General features: G+C 67.4%; 14 protein-coding genes and 1 tRNA gene. 7 read left to right on the forward strand and 8 right to left on the reverse strand.

What is annotated here, in order from left to right; genetic code table 11:
- Positions 1-23 precede the first annotated feature (23 nt).
- The 4 genes from EV667_RS03380 to EV667_RS03395 all read left to right on the forward strand — a co-directional run bounded on the left by EV667_RS03380 (position 24) and on the right by EV667_RS03395 (position 2,693).
- Positions 24-875 carry an ABC transporter permease gene (locus tag EV667_RS03380; RefSeq protein ID WP_131833901.1) on the forward strand — a complete coding sequence of 284 codons (852 nt, stop codon included), beginning with the start codon at positions 24-26 and terminating at the stop codon, positions 873-875.
- Between the two features lie 165 nt (positions 876-1,040).
- Complete coding sequence (locus tag EV667_RS03385; RefSeq protein ID WP_131833902.1) at positions 1,041-1,871, forward strand: ABC transporter permease; 831 nt, start codon at positions 1,041-1,043, stop codon at positions 1,869-1,871.
- A 159-nt stretch (positions 1,872-2,030) separates the two neighbouring features.
- Positions 2,031-2,252 carry a hypothetical protein gene (locus tag EV667_RS03390; protein WP_131833903.1) on the forward strand — a complete coding sequence of 74 codons (222 nt, stop codon included), beginning with the start codon at positions 2,031-2,033 and terminating at the stop codon, positions 2,250-2,252.
- A gap of 150 nt (positions 2,253-2,402) precedes the next feature.
- Positions 2,403-2,693: a hypothetical protein gene (locus EV667_RS03395; protein ID WP_131833904.1), complete on the forward strand. Its 291-nt coding sequence runs from the start codon at positions 2,403-2,405 to the stop codon at positions 2,691-2,693.
- An 18-nt stretch (positions 2,694-2,711) separates the two neighbouring features.
- Here the strand turns inward: EV667_RS03395 and EV667_RS03400 are convergent, their stop codons facing one another.
- The 6 genes from EV667_RS03400 to EV667_RS03425 form a co-directional block, all read right to left on the reverse strand.
- Complete coding sequence (locus EV667_RS03400) at positions 2,712-3,455, reverse strand: ABC transporter permease (RefSeq protein WP_131833905.1); 744 nt, start codon at positions 3,453-3,455, stop codon at positions 2,712-2,714.
- A 14-nt stretch (positions 3,456-3,469) separates the two neighbouring features.
- Positions 3,470-4,402, reverse strand: coding sequence for an ABC transporter ATP-binding protein (locus tag EV667_RS03405; protein WP_131833906.1), 933 nt, complete (start codon positions 4,400-4,402; stop codon positions 3,470-3,472).
- Complete coding sequence (locus tag EV667_RS03410) at positions 4,399-5,601, reverse strand: ABC transporter permease (protein WP_131833907.1); 1,203 nt, start codon at positions 5,599-5,601, stop codon at positions 4,399-4,401. Before EV667_RS03410 ends, EV667_RS03405 begins: the two co-directional genes overlap by 4 nt.
- Positions 5,598-6,524, reverse strand: a complete 927-nt coding sequence (osmF, locus tag EV667_RS03415; protein WP_131833908.1) for a glycine betaine ABC transporter substrate-binding protein OsmF — start codon at positions 6,522-6,524, stop codon at positions 5,598-5,600. The genes EV667_RS03410 and osmF overlap by 4 nt, the downstream gene beginning before the upstream one ends.
- A gap of 331 nt (positions 6,525-6,855) precedes the next feature.
- Positions 6,856-7,257 carry a hypothetical protein gene (locus EV667_RS03420; protein ID WP_131833909.1) on the reverse strand — a complete coding sequence of 134 codons (402 nt, stop codon included), beginning with the start codon at positions 7,255-7,257 and terminating at the stop codon, positions 6,856-6,858.
- A gap of 133 nt (positions 7,258-7,390) precedes the next feature.
- On the reverse strand, positions 7,391-7,612 hold the full coding sequence (locus tag EV667_RS03425) for a cysteine rich repeat-containing protein (RefSeq protein WP_131833910.1): 222 nt from the start codon (positions 7,610-7,612) through the stop codon (positions 7,391-7,393).
- 227 nt (positions 7,613-7,839) lie between these two features.
- Here EV667_RS03425 and EV667_RS03430 point away from each other — a divergent pair, with 227 nt between their 5' ends.
- Complete coding sequence (locus EV667_RS03430) at positions 7,840-8,835, forward strand: TIGR03885 family FMN-dependent LLM class oxidoreductase (RefSeq protein WP_131833911.1); 996 nt, start codon at positions 7,840-7,842, stop codon at positions 8,833-8,835.
- A gap of 21 nt (positions 8,836-8,856) precedes the next feature.
- Entirely contained in the window at positions 8,857-10,455 is a 1,599-nt protein-coding gene (locus EV667_RS03435; RefSeq protein WP_131833912.1) for an alpha-amylase family glycosyl hydrolase, read from the forward strand.
- Here EV667_RS03435 and EV667_RS03440 read toward each other — a convergent pair.
- Together EV667_RS03440 and EV667_RS03445 are read right to left on the reverse strand one after the other, a co-directional pair.
- Positions 10,452-12,119 carry an alpha-amylase family protein gene (locus tag EV667_RS03440; protein WP_131833913.1) on the reverse strand — a complete coding sequence of 556 codons (1,668 nt, stop codon included), beginning with the start codon at positions 12,117-12,119 and terminating at the stop codon, positions 10,452-10,454. The genes EV667_RS03435 and EV667_RS03440 overlap by 4 nt on opposite strands.
- A 126-nt stretch (positions 12,120-12,245) precedes the next feature.
- Positions 12,246-12,320, reverse strand: a tRNA-Thr gene (locus EV667_RS03445).
- A gap of 277 nt (positions 12,321-12,597) precedes the next feature.
- Here EV667_RS03445 and EV667_RS03450 point away from each other — a divergent pair.
- Entirely contained in the window at positions 12,598-12,864 is a 267-nt protein-coding gene (locus EV667_RS03450; RefSeq protein ID WP_245515952.1) for a hypothetical protein, read from the forward strand.
- Positions 12,865-12,892 lie beyond the last annotated feature (28 nt).

Consider the following 12,892-nt stretch of genomic DNA (forward strand, 5'->3'; position numbering starts at 1 on the left):
GAAGCCGCCACCGGAAGCCCCGCATGACCCTGTCCCGGATCGCACCCTATCTGCAGGCGACGCCGCTTACGCTGATCCTGGCGGCGTTCCTCGTGCTTCCGATCGCCACCATCGTGATGGTGAGCTTCTGGGACTATGACTCGATCCAGATCTTCCCGGATTTCGTCTTCACCAATTACGAGGAGACGATCACCTCGTCGGTGACGTGGAAGACCTATCTCAACACGCTGAAATACACCGTCATCGTCTGGGCGGTGACGCTGCTCGTCGGCTTCTGGGTCGCCTATTACCTCGCCTTCCACATCCGCTCGACCACGATGCAGATGGTGCTGTTTTTGGTGTGCACCATCCCGTTCCTGACCTCGAACATCATCCGCATGATCTCGTGGATTCCGTTCCTCGGCCGCAACGGGCTCTTGAACCAGACGCTGATGTCGATGGGCCTGATCGACCAGCCGCTGGAGTTTCTGCTGTTCTCGGACTTCGCGGTCGTGCTGGCGATGGTGCACCTCTACACGCTGTTCATGGTGACGCCGATCTTCAACACGCTGATGCGAATCGACCGGGCGCTGATCGAGGCGGCGCGGGATGCCGGCGCCAACGCCTTCCAGATCCTTACCAATGTCATCATTCCTCTCGCCAAGCCCGGCATCGCCATCGGATCGATCTTCGTGGTGACGCTGGTCATGGGCGACTTCATCACCGTGCGCTTCATGTCGGGGGGGCAGTCGGCCTCGGTCGGGCTGATGATGGCGAACCAGATCGCGCTGCTGCAATACCCTGCGGCGGCGGCGAATGCGGTGATCCTGCTGGTGCTGGTGCTGCTTCTGGTCGCCGCCATCCTGCGCATCGTCAACATTCGCAAGGAGCTGTGACGTGGGGGCGGGAAGGCAGCGTTTGGGGGGCATTCTTCGAGGCGAGGGCGATGCCCGGGCACCTCAGGAGGACGTGGTTCGGTTGGAGCACGTCTCCATCATGCCGAGGTGCGAGCGCGAGCGAGTCTCGAAGCACGAAGGTTCCCTCGACACGGAAACGCAGCCATGAATTCGGAAAAGCGCGGCCCCGGCTTCTACGTGCTCACGGCCTTCTTCATCCTGTTCGTGCTGTTCCTGTACGGGCCGCTGTCGACCATCTTCATCCTCTCCTTTCAGGGGCCGAATGGTGGACTGACCTTCCCGATGAACGGCGTGTCGCTGCGCTGGTTCGAGAGCCTGCTGTTCGAGCAGCAGGCGGTGGGCGATTTCGGCGGTGCGTTCTCGCGCTCGCTGGTGCTGGGCCTCATGACGATGCTGACCACGGTCGTGGTCTCGCTGCTGGCGGGGCTGGCCTTTCGCCGCCGCTTTTTCGGCAGCGGGCCGCTGTTCTACCTCACCATTGCCAGCCTGATCGTGCCCTCGATCCTGATCTCGCTCGGCATCGGCCTCGCCTTCAACGTGTTCGGGCTGGAGCCGGCCTGGTACTCCTCGGCCTTCGGCGCCCACCTCACCTGGACGCTGCCCTTCGGCCTTCTCATCATGTTCGCGGTCTTCAACCGCTTCAACCCGGCCTATGAGGAGGCCGCGCGGGACCTCGGCGCCAGCCCCTGGCAGACCTTCGCCCATGTGGTGCTGCCGATCATCCTGCCGAGCCTCGTCGGCGTCGGCCTTTTCGGCTTCACCCTGTCCTATGACGAATTCGCCCGCACGCTGATGACCTCGGGCAGCTTCAATACGCTGCCGCTGGAGATCTACGGCATGACCACCAATGTCACGACCCCGGTGCTCTATGCGCTGGGCACGGTGACGACGCTGTTCTCCATGGCGGTCATCCTCATCGCGCTGGCGACCATCGCCGTGCTGCGCAAGCGCCGCGCCCGTCGCCTCGCCGGCTGAGTTCTTCCGTAGCGGAAAGTCTCAATGGAGCAGCAACTTGCGGTCTGCCGGGCGGCTTTTCGGAACCGGATGATGTTCCGCATGTTGGTGTCGGGATAAGCCGCGTGACCGCGCGGCGTCACGCGCGGAATGAAGGCGCGGCGTCACGGGAGAGACGCCATGAACATCTGCACCACGGACCGCACCATCTGCGACCTGCTTCGGGAGGTGGCCAAGGACGAGCGCAAGCATGCGCTGACCATCAAGCTGCGCAGCGGCGACATGATCACCGCCTATGGCCCAATCGAGGTCGCCGACCGCTTCATGCTGTGCCGGCTGCACCACAATAATCATGAAGGCAGCCAGCTCATCGCGCTCGACACTATCGAGTTCATTCGCTGACCGCCAAAAGGTGCTGCGACGTCAGGCTCGCGGTGAGAGGGCGTTCCACTGTCGCGGCGCTGCGGATTTGCTAGGATGACGCAACGGCCCGCCGGGCGGGCCGGCGGTCGCCCTCGCCACGGGTGCGACAAAAACTTGCGGGAGCCCCCTATGCGAAACGTCCTTCTCCTGTCCGCCGCGCTGATCCTCGCCGCTTCCCCGGCCGTGGCGCAGGAAACGCCGCGCTCCGCCACCATGAGCTGCACGGCGGTGGGTGCGCTGGTGCAGCAGCGCGGCCAGGTGGTGTTCGACACCGGCGGCGGCGAGCTCAGCCGCGTCGTTTCCAATCCCAGCCTGTGCGACGCCGCCGACGGGGGCGCGCCGAGCTGGATTCCCTCACAGGACCAGAGCCAGTGCCTCGCCGGCTATCGCTGCCAGGAGCGCTCGGGCCACGGCAACTGAAACGGCCCGGGTGAGGGATCACGGCGCGCGTCGCGGCAGCGCGCGCTGTACCTCGCCGAGGGCGAGATCGACGGTGACGGCGAACAGCGCCACCAGCACTGTGCCCTGCAGCACGAAGGCGGGGTTGTCGCCCGACAGGCCATCGATGATGGGCGAGCCGAGGGTCAGGGCGCCCACGGTCGAGCCGATGGTGGCCGTGCCGATGCCGATCGTCACCGAGGTGCGGATGCCGGCGAGGAGGATCGGCGCGGCGAGCGGAAGCTCGATCCGCCACAGCCGGCCGGCGGGTGAAAAGCCGCTGCCGTCCGCCGCCTCCAGCACCGAGGCCGGAACGCTGCGCAGCCCCGCCATCCCGGCCCCCATCACCGGCAGCACCCCGTAAAGTACCAGGGCAAAGGCGGTCGGCAGGTCGCCATAGCCGAGGCTCGGCACCGCGAGGGCCAGCACCGCGACGGGCGGAAAGGTCTGGGCAAGCGCGCCGAGCCGGTCCAGCGTCGCCGCATAGGCGCGGCCGGAAGGGCGGGTGGCGAAGAGCGCGGCGGCAAGGCCGATGCCGATGGCGATAAGGCTCGCCGATCCCGTCAGCAGGGCGTGCGAGGCGACCAGTTCGGGAAAGGTTGCTCGGGTGTAGACGAGGCGTGTGCCCTCGGGGAACAGAAAGCCGAGATGCGGCGCCAGCGCGCCCATGCCGAAGGTCAGCCCCAGGAAGACCGCGCCGACCCCGACCACCGGCCGGCGGGCGAGGCGCCCCGCCGCACGCATTGCCCTCGCCAGGCTCACGGCCGGACCAGATCGGCGAGATCGAGAACGCCGCTCCTGCCATCGGCGAGGTGCCGTACCGGCAGCCGCGAGCGCCCCTCCGCCACCATGCGGGCCAGTGCAGTCTCCAGCGTAGCGTCCGTGTCGATCGGCTCGCCCTCCGCCGCGGGCGGGTCAGCGACATGCGCCCGGTCGCCGACCCGCAGGGCCTTCAGCCGGTTGAGCCCCAAGAGCGGCCCGCCGAAAAAGCGCGCCACCTCGTCGCTCGCCGGGTGGGTGAGCACCGAGGCTGGCGTGCCGGTTTGCAGGAGCCGCCCGTGGTGGAGCACGGCCAGCGTGCCGCAGAGGCGGATCGCCTCCTCCACATCATGGGTGACGAGAAGAATGGTGGTGCCGGTGCGCCGCTGGATGGCGATCAGGCTGTCCTGAAGCCCGCGCCGCGTCGGCGGGTCCACCGCGCCGAACGGCTCGTCCATCAGCAACAGCTCGGGCTCGGCCGCCAGCGCCCGCGCTACCCCCACGCGCTGCTGCTGGCCGCCGGACAGCTCATCGGGATAGCGACGTGCGTGAAGCCCGGGCGGCAGGCCGACGAGGTCGAGCAGTTCGGCCACCCGTTCGCCGATCCGCGCCGAGGACCAGCCCAGAAGGCGCGGCACGGTGGCGATGTTGCGCTCCACTGTCCAGTGCGGGAACAGGCCGACCGACTGGATGACATAGCCCACGCGCCGGCGCAGTTCGACCGGGGCGAGGCGGGTCACATCTTCCCCGTCGAACCGGATGCTGCCCGCGTCCACCTCCAGCAACCGATTGACCAGACGGAGCAATGTGGACTTGCCGGAACCGGAGGTCCCGACCAGCGCGCAGATCGTGCCGCGCGCGACCGATAGCGTCACGTCGTCGACGGCCTTCGCGCCGCCGAAGCTCTTGGAGACACCCTCGAACCGGATCACCGCGCGGGCCCCCGCGTGAAGAGGAGAGCAAGCCCGCGCAGGGCGGTATCGGCGAGGAGGGCGAGAGCGATGGCCGAGAGCGCGCCGAGAAGGACGAGGTCCGCCGCCGTTTGGCCCAGCCCTTGGAAAATGAAGGTGCCGAGCCCCCCGGCGCCGATCAGCGCCGCCAGCACGGCGAGGCCGATAAGCTGCACCAGCGTCAGCCGCAGCGTCTGCAGCAGCGTCGGCAGGGCGAGAGGAACCAGTGTGTGGCGGACGATCTGGCCCTCGGTCATCCCCATGCCCCGCGCCGCCTCAACGGCGGCGCCCGGCACGGCGGAAAGGCCGGCATGCACGCCGCGCGCGACCGGCAGCAGGCCGTAGAGACCCAGCGCCAGGATCGCGGGGGCGGGCCCGATTCCGGCTATCCCCAGCTGCCGGAGGGCCGGGAGAAGCGCGGTCAGCATCGTCAGCGGCCCGATGAGGAGGGCGAAAAGTGCCAGAGAGGGGATGGTCTGCACGATGTTGAGCACGGCGAACACCGGCCCGGCCCGCTGCGGCCGCCGATAGGCCAGCAGCCCGATCGCTCCCCCGGCGACGAGCGCGAGAGCGAGGCCCGCGCCGGTGAGTTGAAGATGGCGCACCAGTTCGTCCAGATAGGCCTGGTGGCGCACGGCATATTCACGCGCCAGCGACAGCTGCGACAGGTGCCCGCTGGCCAAGAGTGCGGCGAGGCCGAGCAGCGTGGCGAGGAGGGGCAGCGCCTTGTTGGCGCGGCTCGGCTCACGCTCTGCGCCGTCGGCCAGCAGGAGCAGCCCGGCCATGAACAGGGTCCAGAAACCGGCGCCGAGCGATACCCGCGTCAGCCGGCCGGCGGCAAGCCCCTGTTCGCTCGCGGCCGACCCCGCCAGCGCCAGCGACATCACCATGAGGCCGCCAGCGGCAAGGCCGATCAGTACCCGCCGAAAGCGCAGCGCAGGGCGCGCGGCGAGTGTCGCGATTACCACGAGCAGCGCCAGCAGGGCCCCAGCCCCGCCGGGGCCCGCCGCCTGCCAGAGGCTGAGAGGCGTGCCCGACTGCAGGCGATTGGGCGCCACCACGACGAAACCGCCCAGCAGGAGGGCGGCGAGGGCGATGGCGCAGATGAGCAGCGGCAGGCCATCGAGCCCGGAGCCGGCGCGCAGGAAAGGCGCCGGCTGCCGCCCGGCCGGGCTTCTCACCCGAGCAGCCCCTGCGCTTTCAGATAGCCCTCGGCGACGGAGCGGGCGTCGAGCCCTTCAAGCTGGACCTGCGCGTTCAATTGCTGAAGTGTCGGCAAGGTGAGGCCGGCAAAGGCCGGCGCGAGCAGCGCGGCGATCTGGGGATAGGCGTCGAGCACCGCTTTGCGGATCACCGGCGCCGGCTGATAAACCGGCTGCACATGCTTGGTGTCCGCCATCACCTTGAGGTCGAGCGCCGCGATGGCGCCGTCGGTTCCATAGACCATGGCGGCATTGACGCCAGACGTGCCTTCCGCCGCCGCCTTGATGGTCGCGGCGGTGTCGCCGCCGGATAGGACGAGCAGCTGGTCGCCGGACAGCGTGAAGCCGTAGGCGTCCTGGAAGGCGGGGAGCGCCGCCGCGCTTTCCACGAACTCGGCCGAGGCGGCAAGTTTCACATCGTCGGCCTGCTTTGCCCAGCGGGCGAAATCCTCCAGCGTCGCCAGCTTCTCGCGCGCCGCCACATCGCCGCGCACCGCGATGCCCCAGGTGTTGTCCGCCGGCGCCGGTGCCAGCCAGACAAGAGCGTTCGCGGCATCGAGATCCCGCGCTTTCGCATAGGCCTCGCCGGCGTTCTTCCATAGCGGGTCGTCGGCCATGCTGAAGAAGAAGCCCGCATTGCCGGTATATTCCGGGTAGATGTCGATTTCGCCCGCCAGCAGCGCGGTGCGCACAATCTTGGTGGGGCCGAGCTGCAGCCGACGGGTCAGCGGGATGCCGGCGTGCTCCAGCACCAGCGCGATGATGTTACCGAGCACGGCGCCCTCGGTGTCGATCTTGGAGCTGACGACCACGGGAGCGGCGGCCTTCGCCGGAGCGCCGGCCAAAAGCGCCGCAGCCGTGAGCGAACCGAGGAGGCAACGGCGGCTGATGGCTGTTATCATGAGGTCTCCCGGAGCATTGATGTTCGTCGTGATGCTGCCGACAGAAGCGGGCGGCGGACGGGATTGTTCCAATATCTGACCCGCATGAAAAGCGTCATCTGTCGCCGGTGGTCCTTCGGGAGGGATCGGCGCTGTCCACGGCCCGTGTCGCCGGCTATGCCGCATCGTTCCTGCCGCTGGTTAGCAGGAGCGGCGGAGGCGCGCGATGAACGGTTGCGACAGTGGCCGCACTGCCGACTGGAAGGCAACACGTGTTCATCCGGTTCGATTGGGACTAAGCGTGAGCACGTCTGGGAGGGGCGGCGGCGGCGGGGCCGCGTTCGACGACCTTCTAGGGCGCCGATGCGAGGCACGGGTCCAGTACGACATGATGTGCGTCGACCCGGCTATAGCCGCCGCCAAACACCATGACATCGCCGCGTTTGAGATCATTGGCGCTATAGGTGACGCACATCACTTGCACCTGCGCGGGCGCACACATCAGCAGATAGGCCATTACTCCGTCGGAATGAACGCCGGTGATCGCCCCCTCGATGCCGAGCGTGATGCGGTCATCGGTCTTGGGCGCCCGGTCCGCCCAGTGGCCCAGCGTGTCGCAGGTGGCCAGCGTCTCGGGATAGGCCTCTCCCGGCCTGAACGGCCCTGCGGGATCGCAACAGCCTTCCTCTGCGGGCGCGTTTGTCACCAGTGCCAGAATAAGGGCCGGGATCGCCAGAAGCGCACGTGATGCCATCTCGTCCTCCGTGTGCGGATCGTCATCGCACGGGTGAACGGGGGAGGCCAGCCAGAGCACTGCGGACGGCGGTTGGCCGCGCCCTGCGGAGGCCCGCCCAAGACGCTGCGGGCGGGCCTCCTTTAGAAAGGGCTCAGCCCTTCATCTTCTGCAGCGCCTGGGCGCAGCCGACCGACATCTCCTTGGTATGTGCCTTGAGGCACTTCATGATCCGGCCACCGCCGGGCTGGACGGCAGGGCAGAGCCTCTGGATATCGGCCTGGCAGTATTTGACGAGATCGTTCTGCTGCGCCTGTGCGGCATTGCCGGCCGCGAGGGCCATGAACAGCGACAGTCCCATGATGATAGCGCGCATGTAGGCTTCCTTTCCCGGGTGGAATTTTTTCCGCGTGGCAGCCGCGAACATAGACGTTCCACGCGGGCTGGTGGATGGCGAAGTTTGGCCGCTTCGCCGCCGCGCGGTTGCCGTCGGGAGGAGGGACGAGCGCGCGCAACAGGAAACACTTGGCCGGTTGGGGCGTTCTCCACGGGTCTGCGCGGGCAGAACCCCCGCGAATCTCCAGCCTCATCGGATCATGAGACATGCGCGCCGAGCCTGACGCCCGCCTTCGGATCGGCTATCACGCCTCGCATGAGCAGTTCGCCCCGAGCGCGCTTCTGGACTGCGTGCGCGAGGCTGAGCAGGCGGGCTTTTCCGCCGCCATGTGTTCGGATCATTTCGCGCCGTGGAGCGAGCGCCAGCCGCATTCCGGCTTCGCCTGGAGCTGGCTCGGCGCGGCACTGGCGACGACCTCGCTGCCGTTCGGCGTCGTCACTACCCCCATCGGCCGGCGCTACCACCCGGCCATCACCGCGCAGGCGGCGGCGACGCTGGCGGAGATGTTCCCCGAGCGATTCTGGATGGCGCTCGGTTCCGGCGAGGCGCTGAACGAGCGCGTGACCGGCAGGCGCTGGCCGGCCAAAGCCGAGCGCGACGCCCGCCTGATGGAGGCGGTCGACATCATGCGTGCGCTTTTCGCCGGCGAGACGGTGAGCCGGCGCGGCGGGCTGATCGATGTCGAGGAAGCGCGCCTCTACACCCGCCCCGCGACACCGCCGCTCTTCATCGCCGCTGCGCTGACGCCGGAGACCGCCCGCAGGGCTGGGGGATGGGCGGATGGCCTCGTCACCATCAACCAGCCGCTGGACAAGCTGCGGGCCATTGTCGACGCCTTCCACGATGGCGGTGGCGCTGGCAAGAAGCTGATTCTGCAGGTCCATCTCTCCTATGCCGGCAGCGAGGAGGAGGCCCGCGCCAACGCGCATGACCAATGGCGCTTCAACACGCTGACCTCGTCCGTGGCGGCCGAGCTGAAGCTGCCCGAGCAGTTCGATGCCGCCACCCGCCATGTGCGGGCGGAGGATCTCGATGAGAGCATCCTGATCTCGGCCGATGCCGGCTGGCATGCCGCGCGGCTGGCCGAATTCGCCGAACTCGGTTTCCGCGACATCTACCTTCACAATGTCGGGCTAAACCAGCGGGCGTTCATCGAGGCGTTCGGTGCCCTCGTGCTTCCCCAGTTGCGGGGCGGGGCCTGACCAAACCTTAGGGAGGCGCGGATGGCGCAGGCACAGTGGTGGCAGCGCGGAATTTTCTATCAGGTCTATCCCCGCTCGTTTCAGGACACGAATGACGACGGCATCGGCGATCTCGACGGTATCCGTGTGCGCCTCGACTATCTGGTCGGGCTTGGCATCGACGCGGTATGGATCTCGCCGATCTTCCCCTCGCCCATGGCCGATTTCGGCTATGACGTCGCTGATTATCGCGGCATCGACCCGATGTTCGGCGACTTCAGCGCCTTTGATCGCCTGATTGAGGAAGCGCACGCCCGCCGCCTCAAGATCGTGCTCGACTTCGTGCCGAACCATACGTCGGACCAGCACCCCTGGTTCGTGGAGAGCCGCGCCTCGCGCGATAATCCCCGGCGCGACTGGTATATCTGGCGCGATCCCGCCCCGGATGGCGGGCCGCCGAACAATTGGATGAGCAATTTCGGTGGACCGGCCTGGACCCATGACCCCGCGAGCGGGCAATATTACTACCACGCCTTCCTGACGCAGCAGCCGGACCTGAACTGGCGCAACCCGCAGGTGCGCGCGGCCATGCACGACGTGCTGCGCTTCTGGATGGCGCGCGGGGTCGATGGCTTCCGGGTCGACGTGATCTGGCACCTGATGAAGGACGCCGATTTCCGCGACAACCCGCCCAACCCGGAATACGGGCCCGGCGACCCCGATATCCGCCGCTTCCTGCAGACCCACTCGACGGACCAGCCGGACGTTCATTCGATCATCGCCGAACTGCGCGGGGTGATTGACGAGTATGACGACCGGGTGCTGATCGGCGAGATCTACCTGCCGATCGACCGGCTCGTGACCTATTACGGCGAGAATCTTGGGGGCGCGCATCTGCCGTTCAATTTCCAGCTCATCCATGCCGGCTGGAGCGCGCCTCGCCTCGCCGAACTGATCGCCGAGTATGATGCGGCCCTGCCGGAAGGTGGCTGGCCAAACTGGGTGCTGGGCAATCATGACCAGTCGCGCATCGCCTCGCGCATCGGTGCGCGGCGGTCGCGGGTCGCGGCCATGTTGCTGCTCACCCTGCGCGGTACGCCGACCATGTATTACGGCGACGAGATCGGCATGGAGAACGTGCCGATTGCCACCGAGGACGCGCAGGACCCGTGGGAGAAGAACGAGCCGGGCCTCGGCCTCGGCCGCGATCCCCAGCGCACGCCGATGCAGTGGGACACCTCGCCCAATGCCGGGTTCACCAATGGCCGGCCGTGGCTGCCGCTGGCTGCCGACAGCGCCACCCGCAACGTCGCTGTGCAGTTGGAACAGCCCGCCTCGCTGCTCGGGCTCTACCGCGAACTCATCGCCCTGCGCCGCGCCCATCCCGTGCTGCACGCCGGCACCTATCGCAAGATCACCGCGCTGGGCGACGTGCTGGTCTTCCTGCGCGAGAGCGCGGAGGAATGCGTGCTGGTCGCGCTTAATCTCGCCGGAACGGCGCAGGACGAAATCCCCCTGCCGCCCGGTACTTATGGGCGGGTGCTGCTTTCCACCGGGCGCGACCGCGAGGAGAGGGTGGAAGGCCACCTCTCCCTGCGCCCGCATGAGGGGGTGATCGTCGCGCTGGACGCCCGGTCCTAAAGCTCCGTGCGCCGGAAGGCATAGTCGAGCCCGCCCATGCGGAACCAGCGATAGCCATAGGGCTCCAGCGTGATGGCGTGCCGGCCCTTGCCGTCGGCCTCGCTATGACTGTCCGACAACAGGTTGACGAGCCGGTTCGGCTCGCCTTCCGGTGCCGCCAGCGAGAAGCGGACGCTCACGCCCTCCGGGTGGAAGTTGTGCAGGAACACGGCGACGTTGTTGCGCCATTCATAGCGCAGGCACAGCACCGCGTCGTGGCCGACATCGACGATCTCGAAGGCGCCCCAGCCGATTTCCTGCGTCTCCTGGCGCGTGCGGATCATGCGTTCCATCCAGTTGAGGAAGGATTGCGGATCGCGGCGCTGGTCGGCGACGTTCACCTCCTCATAGGCATAGGCACCCTCCGCTATGACCGGCAGATAGGTCTTCTCGGCGGCGCTGAAGCCGGCTTGCGGCTCGTTCGACCACTGCATGGGCGTGCGGGCGCAATAGCGCTCCGGCAGGCCGAGATCGTCGCCCATGCCGATTTCGTCCCCATAGCGCAGCACCGGCGTGCCGGGGAGCGAGAGCATGAGGCTGTAGGCCAGTTCCATCATCCGGCGGTCGCCCTTCAGCATGGGGGCAAGGCGGCGGCGGATGCCGCGGTCATAGAGCTGCATCGACTTGTCCGGCCCGAACGCCTGGAACACCTCCTCGCGCTGCGCCGGCGTCAGCCGGCCGAGGTCGAGCTCGTCATGATTGCGCAGGAACAGGCCCCACTGTGCCGTGGCGTAGTCCGGCCGCGTGGCATTGAGCGCCTTGACGAGTGGCTTCATGTCGGCGCTCGCCAGCGCATAGAACAGCGACTGGTTGACCTGGAAGTTGAACATCATGTGCATGCGGTCGCCGTCTTCGCCGAAATATTTCTTGTCGTCCTCGGGAAGGATGTTGGCTTCCGCGAGAATGATGGCGTCGCCTCGCCGCCACTGCAGGAACTCGCGGAAGGTGCGCAGCATGTTGAAATGCTCGACCGGCTTCCCGTCGGTATCCGCGCCCTTTTCCGCGATCACGAAGGGCACCGCGTCCATGCGGAAGCCGGAGACGCCGAGTTCCAGCCAGAACCCCATGATGCGCAGGATTTCCGCCTGCACGTCCGGGTTTGCGGTGTTGAGGTCCGGCTGGAAGTCGTAGAAACGGTGGAAATAATATTCCTTAGCCGCCTTATCATAGGTCCAGGTGGTCTTTTGCACGCCGGGAAAGACCATGCCTTCATTGGCGTTCTTCGGCTTGGTTTTTGACCAGACATACCAGTCTCGATGGGGCGACTGCGGGTCGGAACGGGCGGATTTGAACCAGGGGTGCTGGTTCGAGGTGTGGTTCACCACCAGGTCGATCAGCACCCGCATGCCGCGCTGCTTGGCAGCATGCGTGAACTCGACGAAATCGCCGAGCGTGCCATAGCGCGGATCGACGCCGTAATAATCGGCGACGTCATAGCCGTCATCCCGCCCCGGAGAGACCTGAAACGGCATGAGCCAGATGGCGGTGACGCCGAGCCCGTGCAGATAGTCCAGCCGGCGCATCAGGCCACGGAAGTCGCCGACGCCGTCTCCATTTGAGTCCATGAAGCCTTCCACGGAGAGGCAATAGACGATGGCGTTCTTGTACCAGAGGTCGGTGATCACGCGCGCGCTCCCGTTGAGATACCGCGGGCGCAACGCCTCATGCGGCGCAAGCGTTCCTCTCGGCGGGGCAGCCGACGTCCCGGTCACCGACCAGGCGGCGCTAAAAGAATTTTCCGGAGGTTCCGATGGTGCTGCGAGAGAGGATTGAACTCTCGACCTCTCCCTTACCAAGGGAGTGCTCTACCACTGAGCTACCGCAGCGCCGGGGTGTTGGTGGGACGGCCACCAAGGCGCGGGGACGTTTGCCACAGCGCGCCGGCCGGCGCAAGCGCCCGCCACGCAATTCCACCGCTGCCTGTGCATGCCGGGCGCAAACCGTGGTGCCGGATCTCGCCGGCGCGCCCCCTTCGCGCCTCGGGCGACCCTTTCGTCTGGCATGGCTGCACGATAATTCTGGGGACAGCGGCAGGGGTGAAAGGTCATGGCGGTGGCGAGGGGCGGTGGCCCGCTTCCGCCCGGACCCGTGGGAGGCAATTGGATGAGCGGCCAGGAAGAAGCGGCCCGCGCCGAAAGGCTGGCGGCGGCGCTGCGCGCCAATCTCGCCCGTCGCAAGCAGCAGGCGCGCGGCCGCAAGGATTCTCCAGCGCCGCCGCAGGATCTGCCGGAGGCGGCGCAAAATCTGCCAGAGGCGCAGCAAGAGCGGCCGGAGACGACGCGCACGGCGCCGGGCCTCTCGGGCGCCGCGCCGCCGCTGGATCTGCCGTCGCTCCCCGCCACTCCCGCCCGGCCGGGCGGCAAGGACTGAGTGCGCGCGTTGTCGCGCCCGGCGACAC

Origin of the sequence: Ancylobacter aquaticus (assembly GCF_004339465.1) — a bacterium.
In the GTDB taxonomy this organism is placed as follows: Bacteria; Pseudomonadota; Alphaproteobacteria; order Rhizobiales; family Xanthobacteraceae; genus Ancylobacter; species Ancylobacter aquaticus.

What these genes read in the sequence shown, in the direction of transcription:
- EV667_RS03380 (WP_131833901.1), top strand. Translation starts at nt 24, where the DNA reads ATGACCCTGTCCCGGATCGCACCCTATCTGCAGGCGACGCCGCTTACG.
- EV667_RS03385 (WP_131833902.1), top strand. Translation starts at nt 1,041, where the DNA reads ATGAATTCGGAAAAGCGCGGCCCCGGCTTCTACGTGCTCACGGCCTTC.
- EV667_RS03390 (WP_131833903.1), top strand. Translation starts at nt 2,031, where the DNA reads ATGAACATCTGCACCACGGACCGCACCATCTGCGACCTGCTTCGGGAG.
- EV667_RS03395 (WP_131833904.1), top strand. Translation starts at nt 2,403, where the DNA reads ATGCGAAACGTCCTTCTCCTGTCCGCCGCGCTGATCCTCGCCGCTTCC.
- EV667_RS03400 (WP_131833905.1), bottom strand. Translation starts at nt 3,455, where the DNA reads ATGCGTGCGGCGGGGCGCCTCGCCCGCCGGCCGGTGGTCGGGGTCGGC.
- osmF (WP_131833908.1), bottom strand. Translation starts at nt 6,524, where the DNA reads ATGATAACAGCCATCAGCCGCCGTTGCCTCCTCGGTTCGCTCACGGCT.
- EV667_RS03420 (WP_131833909.1), bottom strand. Translation starts at nt 7,257, where the DNA reads ATGGCATCACGTGCGCTTCTGGCGATCCCGGCCCTTATTCTGGCACTG.
- EV667_RS03425 (WP_131833910.1), bottom strand. Translation starts at nt 7,612, where the DNA reads ATGCGCGCTATCATCATGGGACTGTCGCTGTTCATGGCCCTCGCGGCC.
- EV667_RS03430 (WP_131833911.1), top strand. Translation starts at nt 7,840, where the DNA reads ATGCGCGCCGAGCCTGACGCCCGCCTTCGGATCGGCTATCACGCCTCG.
- EV667_RS03435 (WP_131833912.1), top strand. Translation starts at nt 8,857, where the DNA reads ATGGCGCAGGCACAGTGGTGGCAGCGCGGAATTTTCTATCAGGTCTAT.
- EV667_RS03450 (WP_245515952.1), top strand. Translation starts at nt 12,598, where the DNA reads ATGAGCGGCCAGGAAGAAGCGGCCCGCGCCGAAAGGCTGGCGGCGGCG.